The sequence below is a fragment of the Paraburkholderia humisilvae genome (genome assembly GCF_902859855.1).
Classification (GTDB): domain Bacteria; phylum Pseudomonadota; class Gammaproteobacteria; order Burkholderiales; family Burkholderiaceae; genus Paraburkholderia; species Paraburkholderia humisilvae.
The window spans coordinates 1-10,872 of the sequence record NZ_CADIKH010000109.1 but is presented as its reverse complement, the minus strand read 5'-3'; the positions used below and the strand labels follow the sequence as shown (position 1 = coordinate 10,872).

Annotated in this window: 11 protein-coding genes and 1 pseudogene; 8 read left to right on the top strand and 4 right to left on the bottom strand. The window is 57.3% G+C overall.

Annotation, left to right across the window (positions count from 1 at the left end; all coding sequences use genetic code 11):
• The 3 genes from HV796_RS37975 to HV796_RS37965 all read left to right on the top strand — a co-directional run.
• Window positions 1-181 (top strand): hypothetical protein (locus HV796_RS37975; protein WP_175232534.1); only part of this gene is annotated, 181 nt, incomplete at its 5' end.
• A 107-nt stretch (window positions 182-288) separates the two neighbouring features.
• Complete coding sequence (gene kdpC / locus HV796_RS37970; protein WP_175232967.1) at window positions 289-870, top strand: potassium-transporting ATPase subunit KdpC; 582 nt, start codon at window positions 289-291, stop codon at window positions 868-870.
• 178 nt (window positions 871-1,048) lie between these two features.
• Window positions 1,049-1,747, top strand: coding sequence for a response regulator (locus HV796_RS37965; protein WP_175232964.1), 699 nt, complete (start codon window positions 1,049-1,051; stop codon window positions 1,745-1,747).
• Between the two features lie 289 nt (window positions 1,748-2,036).
• Here HV796_RS37965 and HV796_RS37960 read toward each other — a convergent pair whose 3' ends face one another.
• The 3 genes from HV796_RS37960 to HV796_RS37950 form a co-directional block, all read right to left on the bottom strand.
• Window positions 2,037-2,666 (bottom strand): glutathione S-transferase family protein, encoded by a 630-nt coding sequence (locus HV796_RS37960; RefSeq protein WP_175232963.1) that lies wholly within the window; start codon window positions 2,664-2,666, stop codon window positions 2,037-2,039.
• A 222-nt stretch (window positions 2,667-2,888) separates the two neighbouring features.
• On the bottom strand, window positions 2,889-3,245 hold the full coding sequence (locus tag HV796_RS37955; protein WP_175232962.1) for a DoxX family protein: 357 nt from the start codon (window positions 3,243-3,245) through the stop codon (window positions 2,889-2,891).
• Window positions 3,242-4,135 (bottom strand): alpha/beta hydrolase, encoded by an 894-nt coding sequence (locus HV796_RS37950; protein ID WP_175232961.1) that lies wholly within the window; start codon window positions 4,133-4,135, stop codon window positions 3,242-3,244. Before HV796_RS37950 ends, HV796_RS37955 begins: the two co-directional genes overlap by 4 nt.
• A 141-nt stretch (window positions 4,136-4,276) precedes the next feature.
• Here HV796_RS37950 and HV796_RS37945 point away from each other — a divergent pair, with 141 nt between their 5' ends.
• From HV796_RS37945 to HV796_RS37925, 5 genes are all read left to right on the top strand, one after another.
• Window positions 4,277-5,167, top strand: a complete 891-nt coding sequence (locus HV796_RS37945; RefSeq protein WP_175232960.1) for a LysR family transcriptional regulator — start codon at window positions 4,277-4,279, stop codon at window positions 5,165-5,167.
• Window positions 5,168-6,099: 932 nt separating this feature from the next.
• Window positions 6,100-6,966 carry a DUF6202 family protein gene (locus tag HV796_RS37940; protein ID WP_175232959.1) on the top strand — a complete coding sequence of 289 codons (867 nt, stop codon included), beginning with the start codon at window positions 6,100-6,102 and terminating at the stop codon, window positions 6,964-6,966.
• A 181-nt stretch (window positions 6,967-7,147) separates the two neighbouring features.
• A complete protein-coding gene (locus HV796_RS37935) occupies window positions 7,148-8,371 on the top strand; it encodes an argininosuccinate synthase-related protein (RefSeq protein WP_217478130.1) in 1,224 nt (407 codons plus the stop codon).
• 86 nt (window positions 8,372-8,457) lie between these two features.
• Window positions 8,458-9,552, top strand: coding sequence for a PDR/VanB family oxidoreductase (locus HV796_RS37930; protein WP_246356287.1), 1,095 nt, complete (start codon window positions 8,458-8,460; stop codon window positions 9,550-9,552).
• Window positions 9,553-9,795: 243 nt separating this feature from the next.
• Complete coding sequence (locus HV796_RS37925) at window positions 9,796-10,437, top strand: hypothetical protein (protein ID WP_175232958.1); 642 nt, start codon at window positions 9,796-9,798, stop codon at window positions 10,435-10,437.
• A gap of 22 nt (window positions 10,438-10,459) precedes the next feature.
• Here HV796_RS37925 and HV796_RS44675 read toward each other — a convergent pair.
• Window positions 10,460-10,688, bottom strand: a pseudogene (locus HV796_RS44675) (hypothetical protein); the annotation flags it as partial.
• Between the last annotated feature and the right edge of the window lie 184 nt (window positions 10,689-10,872).

The following is a 10,872-nucleotide window of genomic DNA, read 5'->3' as shown; positions in this document are numbered from 1 at the left end:
CAACGCGCTGATCATCGTGATGCTGATTCCGCTGGCGCTCAAAGGCGTCAAGTACCGTCCGATCGGCGCGGCGTCGCTGTTGCGCCGCAACCTGCTGATTTACGGCCTCGGTGGCATCATCCTGCCGTTCCCGTGTATCAAGCTGATCGACATGGTGATCGCCGCGTTGGGCTGGGCTTAACGTCGTGAATTGGATTGGCAGGCGGGCGCTTGCAGGGAATTCCGCACACGCCCGCCTGCGCTGTCGCGATGTGTCCATTAAATTTTGAACAATCAGGTTCGCAGATTATGAAAAGCTCTCTTCGCCCAGCGATTGTGTTCCTTATCGCCATTTCTGTTATGACGGGCGTCATTTATCCCGCGGTTGTTACAGCGGTCGGTAAGGCCGTGTTTTCCGACGAGGCCACCGGCAGCTTTATTGAAAAGAACGGAAAGGTGGTCGGATCAGCGCTTATTGGCCAGCAATTCGATGATCCCAAATACTTCTGGGGCCGGTTGTCTGCTACCGGGCCCAATCCGTACAACGCGCAAAGTTCGAGTGGTTCGAATCTTGGACCGACGAACCCGGCGCTGTCAGATGAAGTAAAGGGGAGGCTCGCCGCGCTGCACGATGCAGATCCAACCAACACCGCGCCCGTACCAGTTGACCTGGTGACGTCTTCGGGTAGCGGCCTGGATCCGCACATCACGCCAGCCGCCGCCGCCTATCAAGCGCCGCGCGTGGCCAAGGCACGCGGCGTCTCACTGGACCAGGTGACCGAAATTATCACGACGAACACCGAAGGCCGCCAGTTCGGTATCTTCGGGGAAGCACGCGTGAACGTGCTGAAAATGAATCTCGCCCTTGACGATCTGAAGCCCGCCAGGTGATTGACTGTCCCGAGTTTGTAGAAGAAGTCGGGAAGCTTCGGTACGACGACGGAAAGAGCACGGACACAAGCACGTCTCCAGCGACGCTTCGCCCGGTGGCCATGCCGCAATCGCGGCACACCGGGCCGATCTTTTTAATCCCGGTGAGGAAAATTGCTGCGAAGCCACGGAGGGCACTGTGACTGAACCGACCACAACCATCATTCTGATTGAGGGCGATCAGCAGATTCGCCGTTTCGTGCGCAGGGAGCTTCAGGGTGAGGGCATGACGGTGTTCGAGGCCGAAAGCGGCGCACAGGGATTGACGGAGGCCGTCACCCGAAAAGCGGACCTGCTGATTGTCGAGTTGACCTTGCCTGACCGGGACGGGGTCGATGTGATTCGCGATGTCCGTGATTGGAGCGAGATGCCGATCATCGTGCTGTCAGCGAAGGACGCTGAGGCGGACAAGGTGGCGGCGTTCAACGCGGGCGCGGATGACTACCTGACGAAGCCGTTTGGCGTCGCCGAACTGATGGCTCGGGTCAAAGTGCATCTGAAACGCCGGAACCGCAGTGGTCATAGCGATTCACCCGTCGTTCACTTCGGCATCGCAACGGTCGATCTCGCGACCCGACAGGTCACCCGAAACGGGAAAAGTGTTCATCTCACGCCGACTGAATATCGGCTGCTGGTCGTGCTCGTGCGGCATGCCGGTCGTGTACTGTCCTTGCGTCAGCTACTGACGGACGTTTGGGGACCGGGACGCCTCGATCACACGCACTATCTTCGAATCTACATGGGCAACCTGAGGCACAAGCTCGAGCGCGACGCGACTCGCCCCGAGCATCTCGTGACGGTGGTGGGAATCGGCTACGGTCTGATGGGCGCTCGATAGACGCCGACGCGGCACCGTCTCGGTGCGGGCCGCGTGCGGCACGACTTTTCTCGTCGGGGCAGACCACGATCGGCGCGACGTCGCTCGACAACGAACTGGGCAAGACCTGGTACGAACGTGGCGTCGGCGTCACGGGCAACTTCAGCAAAAGTTCAGTGCTGTATGCGAATGTGAAATACGCGCATGACTTCAGCGGCGACCATCGGCGCAACGTGTTCGGCCAGGTCGGGTCTCCGTTCAGTGGGTGAGCGTGCCGCCCGTGCCAGGATGGCTTAGGACCGACCGGCGATCAAGGAGCGGTTGACCGGAAGCTTTCATGAGCGATGACGCGCTCCCACCAGTCGCCGACGCCTTTCAAAGCCAGGATTTCGTCACGATGCGGCGTCAGCGTCACGTAGGCGATGATCGGCGCCAGGTAAAGATCGGCGATGCTCAATGCGCTACCCGCGAGATACGGCGAATCGCCCTTGATGCGCATGAGCTCGTTCAGGACGAGGCGACTCTTTTCCAGCGCGGCTTTGAGCGCATCGTCGTTCTGGCCGCCGACGAAATCCGGGAACAGGTAGTATCCGGCGACGCTTAGCAGGGCACCATAGCCATATGAGTCGACGATGCTGGTGACCATGTCCATTCGAGCGCGATCCTTCGGCGTCGTGGGGATGAGCGATGGGCCCGGCAACACGGTGTCGAGATAGCGCATGATCGCCGTGGTCTCGATGATCCGGAATCCGTCCACGTCGACGACGGGCACTTTGCCGAACGGGTGGCGTGCCCGATGCTCGTCTCCCCGCGGCTCACCCTTCAGCACGTTGATCGGAACCTGCTCGTAGCCCAGCAAGTTTTTTTCGGCGAGCAGCATCCGCACGGTCCGGACATAGGTCGATCCGTTAAACCCCCACAGCTTGATTTTGATGGTCATGTTGCCTCCCAGGTTGGGTTGCCACCCAATATGACGGGTGGCGGTTGCGATTGAGCACCGCACTCGCCAGACAGTGCACGGTCGTTGCGGGCGACTCGATGGTACACGCAGGTTTGTGGATGCGCACGGCCCTTCGGCCGGTCGACACGATCGGTCGACCGGCGTCAGTCGACTGATGATGCAAAGCCTTTTTTGACGAAGATGGCTAACAAGCGAGATGGATTAGCTGGGGCTGGCTACGTTAAACCACATCGCCCCGGCGACGATAAACATCAAAACGAGCACGACGAGCGCGGGCACCCCACGCTGATATTCGCGGTGGTAAGCAACGGTAGCGACAGCGGCGACCATGATGCCGCAGCCGAGCAGCAAGCCGTAGGGACGCGTCGCCGCGGTCAACATGAGCAGCGCGACCGCGAGTTCCAGCACACCCGTCACGAAGCGAAACCCGTCCGGATACCCCCACCGTTTGTAATCGGGACCCACGCGCTTGACCGCGAATGTGTTGATAAAAAAGCCGAGAAAAAAGAAAGCGGCCAGCGCCCACGCAAGAACCCGAATCCAGAGCAGGTCGATCATCGCTGCACCATGCGGGTCTGTATGAAACGGGCGCTTTCTTCGAGCGATGCCATGCCCTCATCGAGTATCGGCGCGAACAGTTGCCATCCATGGCACATGCCATCGAAAATTTTCAATTCGCTATCGACGCCAGCTGTCCTCATGCGCGCAACCAGCGTGATCGAATCGTCGAGCAGCCGCTCCCAACTGCCCACATGCACGAGGGTCGGCGGCAGTCCGCTGAAGTCGTCATAGAACGGCGTGACCGTCGGCGACTTACGGTAGCGGTCGCGCAGATACGCATGCTTGAATCCATCGAGGACCGCCGGCGGCAGGATCGGGTCATTCGTTGTCGTGCGATACGACGCGCCTTCTTCGGCGAAGTCCAGCCACGGTGAAAACAGCGTCAGGGCGCGCGGCAGCGGCAAGCCGCGTTCGCGAGCGCGCACGACCGTGGCCAAGGCCAGGTTGGCGCCGGCGGAGTCGCCGGCAAGCGCGACGCGATCCGCCGCATAACCCTGCCTCAGTGCCCACTGATAGATGCCGAATGCGTCGTCATGCGCGGCGGGCGCGGGATGCTCCGGCGCCAGCCGATAGGTCGGTGCGAATACCGCCACGTTAGCCGCACGCGCGAGATGGGTCGTCGTGACGCGATAGGTATGGGGCGAGAACAGGAAAAAACCGCCACCGTGGTAGTAGACGATCAACCTGGACGGGTCGCCGCCTTCCGGCACGATCAGGTCGCCCTGATACGGACCGAAACGTGTGCAGACAATCGTCACGTTCTGCGCGAGCGGTGTGTCGCGGGTAATGCCTTCGGCCCAGGCGCGCATGGCCGGTGGCGTCGCATCCGTAGGCGGCGGGTGCCCGGCACTGGTCTTCAGCGCCTCGCACAGCTGTTGAATCGACATAGCGTATCTCCGGGAGGTGAACGGTGTGGCGCTTGACGCGCACCGCATTGCCCACAAGATAAGCCTTCTGTTTTTGATGTAAATCGGGTAACTTGAGAACTATTTTCTCAATAGTGAGAATATCGATTGAGTGCACCCTCGTTGGCGTCCGTCGACCTGGAAGACATGGTTTTCTTTGTCGAGGTCGCGCGCGTACTCAGTTTCACCGGCGCGAGCAACGCGACCGGTATTCCGATCGCGACGTTGTCGCGGCGCGTTGCGCTGCTGGAAAAGCGCGTCGGCGTGCGTCTGTTCGAGCGCACCACCCGGCGCCTTGCGCTAACGGAAGCGGGCCGCCATTACTTCGATCGTTGTGAACGCATCATGCAGGACGCAAGCGCGGCGCTCGAAGTCCTTAGAGAGTCCGCCCGACGGCCGTCAGGCCATCTGAATGTGTCGATGCCCGTGGAATTCGGTCTGACGCAAATCGCACCGATCATCGATGAGTTCGCGAGGCACTATCCGGAGATCAGCATCAATGCCGATTTGACGCCGCGGCAATCGGACTTCGCTTACGAAAACGTTGATGTGGTGATCCGGCTTGGCGAACTACGTCATCCGTCGCTGGTGGTCCGTCAGCTGGGTCATGCGGCGCGACTGTTCTATGCGTCGCCAGCGTATCTGGCGCGCTGCGGCGAGCCTTCTCATCCGAAGGAGCTCGGTCGGCACGAATGCATTCTGCAATCCTATATGGAGCGACCGGGAACCTGGCGTGTTGTGTCGGGAAAGAGGTCGGTTGATGTAGACGTGCAGGGACGGTTCTCGACCAATAACGTATCGATGACGCTGAAGTTCGCAGAGCAAGGGCATGGAATCGCCGTGCTGTCGCCCGCCATTGCACGCGCATCCTGCGACAGCGGCGCGGTGCGGCAGATCCTCGGGAACTGGAGTCTGACGCCGATGCCGGTGCACGTGGCGATGACTTCGCGGCTCGTTCCCGCGCGGGTCCGCGTCTTCGTCGAGTTTCTGGCAAGCCGGCTGGTGACGATGTGAGCGAGGCGCAGGCGGAACGCGCTGCAAATAGGGACCTTCAGAAAGCCGAAAATTAAAGTACCTCAGCTAAAAAACTGTTTCCGAGCGCGTAATTTCGGGGCGGCCAATGCGTGTGCATCAGTCTTGCACGATAAGGGCTTCAAGACGCGAAATAGTCGTGTCAATGTGGCGGTCGTTCCCGCTGGGAAAGATCCGTTCGGCCACCAGGCGGCGTTCGTCAATCAAACGGGGATGGCTGCTCTGTACGAAACGGGTGTTGGGGTGGGTCTCTGACCAACCACCTTGATCAGTCGTCAGTTACCCAAATGCATGTCCGTTTCTCCCGTACGAGCTGTGCGGTGTGGCGATGGTTCACAATTATTCACAAAGTGACTGAGAGCCTTGACCGTGGCGTCGCTCAACGGATTCAGGCGCCTACTTATTCGACGAAGCCCGTTGCCTGTTGTAGTCCGTCAAATTATATTCATGTGAAGAATTTAGCATCACCATCGATTCTCCTGGATGTGTCGGGTTCTGGGGCTGAAGGGCAAACGTTTGCGTAATTTGCGTCATCGCTTCGGACGAAGCCGGACGAGGCACGCGACGAAGGTCTGAAAACAGGCGACGCGATCGAGTAAAGGAGATTTCGCTAAAGCGAATATTCCATCCACATATTATGGATTCCTGAATAGTAGAGGCAGTGATGTCGGCCAGCTTGAATAGCCTTCCGGAGCACACTGACGCCGCGTTTGCGCGACAGCCAATCCTCTTCACGCTTGCAGAAAATCCGCGCGAAAGGATTCGAGCATTATCGATCCTGCCGAGTTCGTCGAAGTTCGGCTTGCTGAAAGGCAGTTTAAGGTGTCGTGAATCGCTTGCATTCGAGGCCGGCGGCCACCTCACCAGTAGTGGGAAGTTTCAATTCAAACCCTTTATTAATCGGAGTGCGTATCATGAATAATCCGTTTGGTAGCGACTTAAAAACTTCCGTTCGCCCAGCCGAAAAATCACCAGCCGAATTCGACGCACAGATTGTCGTATGCATTGAAAAGGCTGGTCTTGTTCCAGGAAAAAATCGCTTCTACGACAATGCCAAACGAGTTAAAACGATGGACCCGTTTTCAGCCATGCAGATGAGTTATGCATGGTACTCCATTGTAAAAAGTTTTATCTTTACTTCCATCATCGGGATGGCACAGATGGCCAGGCAGGCCGATGAGCAGGAAACACCAGATACAAACCTGCTCAAGACGCTTCATACGTCATATGAAGTGATTGCCGATGACGCAACGAACATGTCACCCGTTTTTGCGGAGGTAGCTCCGAAGGGATACATGGGCATGCACCACCTTTGGTATGGCCAAGCCATGATGGACCCGCTAAGAAAAGTTCTGAATTTCGAGGACTGCAAGGCAGCTCAGGTTTTGCGCGCGGGCCACAAGGCGCTTATTTCAAATATGCGTGAACTGTCCGCGGATCCAATGGGTGCGGCAACGCAGTTGCGCGTCGTGGAACAAATTGCGAAAGACAATATTATTGCGCTCTATTTGTCCCACTTGAAGGTGGAAGCAAACGGGAAACGAGTGTTTTCGCAGTCGGATTTCAAGTGGCACAATGCGCATGTCCGGGCTGAGGATGACCACCATCAATGGGTTAAGGATCTCGAAAACGGTACCTCGTTAATTGCCGATACACGAGAGAAGCAAGCGCACATGTTGAAGCTAGTTGAACAGCATGTAGAGAACTGGAAACTTGCGCTGGACGACTTCGCAGATATTCTGCCGAGAGAAAGTGAGCTGGCCGTTACCGCGACAGCATAAAGATCGTGAAAATCTGGCGCGAAACAGGCGCGAGTGTGTAGACGGAATTGGACAACGCGATCACGCGTTACGCCAGTCGCATCAGTTCAGTTCGCTGCATCGGAATTGCCGGGTACATACACTGGACGTTAGTGCGTCTGATTCCATTCTCTTGTTTCCATATCAACGAATTGGAGTAGTCGTGAGCAATCAGAACCTGATACGTAGCATGCAGGATTTGGAGTATGCCGCGCAGCGCACCCCTCGTATACTGACCATGTTCAGCGGGGGGCTCGATAGCACCCTTTTGCTAAAACTTCTCGCACAAAGCGGAGGTTGCGAAGTCATCGCCTTGACGGTCGACGTCGGCGACGATATCGATCGTGCTGAGTTGAATTCTCTTGCAGCGCATTTCGGCGCGCGCTCAGTGGTAGTTGATGCGCGCGACGATTTTGCCCGCATCGCTTTGTCGGCGTTACACGCTGGCGCAAAATATATGAATATGTATCCGGTCAGTTCGTCGCTGTCGCGACCCCTGATGGCTCGGCATGCGGTCGCTCTCGCAGAAGAATATGGTTGCGGAGCCATCTGTCACACCGCCAATTATTCTCAAAACAGCCTGAGGCGCCTAAATACCTCAATCAAGGATCTTGGCTATCGTGGCTTTTTCGGCACACCGTATGAATTTTCGGTGTTATCGAGAGAAGAAAAGATTCAGCGTCTCATCACAGATTTCCCCGGAAGATTTCGGTCGCGAAGCACTAGCGGCGACGCGAATCTCTGGTGCCGGGAGTTCGAATCAGGGCAGCTTGACGATCCGGAAAATTTCAGTCTCGATCCGGATCTGTTTCGCTGGACCGCGGAAACATCCGACTGCCCTAAGAATGATCGACTCAGCGTGCGCTTCGAGGGCGGATTACCCGTTGAGCTTAACGGTATTCCAATGCCACAGGTTGAACTTATCGAGAAGCTCAACTTCCTGGCGGGCCGCTTCGGCATTGGGCGCTACGTAGGGCTTGAGCATCTCGAGGGCGGCGAGAAGGTACTTGAAGCCCGCGAGGCGCCGGCGGAAGCGATTTTGAGCATGGCGTTCAGCCACCTCAAAATGGCGACACAAGATGCCGAACTGCTGCGGGAGACGCTGCCAGTCGGACAGCTTTGGCTGCGTGAATGTCTTGAGGGCCGTTACTACGGCAAATTACGCAAGGCCACCGAGCGGTTCGTCGAAGAAACGGCGAGCGCTGTCACCGGTACTGTCACATTCAATTTGCGTGCGGGTGCGGCGGATGCGTGTTCGATTGTTGCGGCCGACCCGATCTACCTGACCGATCGCGACGCGTGGGAAAAACAGGAAGCGCGGGTCCGCAGTACTGTCAGTCTGGGTGCGATGCAGGATAAGGAAAAATTGGCTGTTTCGATTGGATAGCGGGCGGTTTCGCGATCACTGCCCGGCAATCGGCAACAGGATCCGCGAGCGCGCCATTACGCCGCTAGTGTGGGACGCGCGCTGTCGTGACGCGCTCGCGTGAAACCGGGATTGCCATAGCAGAAGTTGTCGTCGTCAGAGCCCTGATGCGCATGAACGAGCCGGTCCTCTCACAGGAAACGGGGTTTTCAATGGATACACCAACGATGGAACACGTGTTGGCCACAGATACGAGCGTATACAACACGATGCGCATGCAGCTGATTTCGATTCACTATGCCTCTACCAACACAAATCTCTACGAAATACGCCGTCCCGACAATGCCACGTTGCCGCAGGCTTCGCCGGGCGCACATATCGACGTGCACTTGCCGAATGGTGTCGTTCGTCAATACTCACTGGTGACAGCCGATGGTGACCCTCGCGCCTACCTGATCGGGATCAAGCGACACCGCACAAGCCGCGGCGGCTCTGCGTTCGTGCACGAGAAACTGCACGTCGGGCAGATGCTCGACGTCGGTGGACCACGCAACAACTTTCCGCTTAATGAAATGGCCCGTCATACGGTGCTGATTGCGGGAGGCATTGGCATCACGCCAATCTGGGCGATGGCGCAGCGGCTGCAAAAGCTCGGGCGATCGTTCGAACTGCACTACGCGTGTCGCGAGCGTCGCGAAGCAGCATTTATCGACCAGATCGAAATGCTGCCCCAGGCGCGTACATACGTCGATCACGAACAGGGTGGCAAACGACTGGACATTCCGGCTATCGTGGCGCGCTCACCGGAAGACGCACACTACTACTGCTGCGGTCCATTGTCGATGTTACATGCCTATGAAACTGCGACTGCAGCGCTCGATTGTACGCGTGTGCACTTGGAATTCTTTAAGCAGAGGATCGAAGCGACGCACGAATCCAGCTTTACGGTCGAATTGCATCGAACAGGGGAGTCGTTCAGGATCCCGGCGGAGAAGACAATTCTGGAAGTGCTAGAGGAAGCGGGCATAGCGGCGCCGCACCTATGCAGAAAGGGCATCTGCGGGGCGTGTCAGGTGCAGGTCGTTGCTGGCGCACCCGATCATCGCGACAGTGTGCTTTCCGAGCACGATAAGAAAAAGGGCGAAGCTATGCTGATCTGCTGTTCACGTTCGAAATCGGAAAGACTGGTAATTGATTTCTGAGTATGCACATCACTGGTCTCCGGTGGCGTTGCCGCTTGCATGCCGCCTGTAGTGGTTCCTGCTGAGAGGTCTGCAATGCGTAACATGGCAGCAAGTAAGCAACGTCCGTCCTTACGTGTTTCCTGTACCAATGAAGGATGCTCAGATAAGCTAACCTGTCGCCACCTGTGTCCCGCTACAACCGGTAGCGATCGAAAACATTGGAATGAATCATGCGTATGCTGCAGTAAAGAAGTAAGCGATGTGGATGCAATCGGCACTTCGTGCACAATTCCTCGCGCGCTCGCCTGGCTGCAACATCACTATGACCAGGCCGTGCGCAATGCGATTAGTGGTGCACTGTTCGACGACCTCAACAAAGACGAGATTGAGGCATACGAACATCTGGATGAGAAAACGCTCGACCGCATTTATGCCAACGTGTATGAGTGGCTGATTGCGGAGGGCGAGATCCAAGTGGACGGAATTATCCGGCGCGTATCGGACCTGCTGTTCGAAGCTGACCGACCGGCCTTGAATGATGCACAGCGTGCGTGGCTCGGACGACTGTGCGCCACGCCGCTGCGTCTCTACAAGGTAGTCAACGTTGCTTGCGGCCGGCGAATGACATTGCGCGATGCCCTGAATGCCAGTTCACACCTGATCACGTTGCACGATACTCAAGCGGTAGTCCCAGGCACGGTCATTGGCCTCAGGATCAAATACGAGAACGGCTCCAGCGATCTCGTCGGTACAGCCTACAGGTTCTCGCAGGAGCACGCCGGATACCTGCTCGACTGGATTAGTGACGTCGTGGAGCTCGATACCCAGCCGCCTTCCGTCGAAAAGCTGAGTTTCATGATCCGCCGCGCGTGGATTGCGCAGTTTCTCAAGGCCCACGATTGAACATCCCTCTTGCAGGGAGGCTTCAGAAAACGAGAAATAAAGGGCGTCTCCACACATAATCGCCGGTCGGGTTGATGTGCTCCCAGCCAGGCAACGATAGGTATGGCAGCAGCGCCTGATTGGGCGGCACACCGCGCGCGGGCATCGCGTCGATAACGCTGCGCCTCGAAATGGCGATCGCGAATTTCCCAAAGTCGGCAAAAGAACCCGGCTCGCATAAGCGTGTTACGTGCGTCGCCCTTGATTTGGCCGATTGTTTTATCGCTTTTCTGTATTCACATAACAAGGCTCAGCGACGTTCCGATATCGCCTTTGCGGCAAGCGTCTATTGACCTTTCCATAAATCATGACGTCACCACAAGGTTGCCTGAATCCAGCACGCGGCGATGATCGAAGGTCGGTGCTGAGCGCTTTTGAGCTTGTTGCGAGCGACGG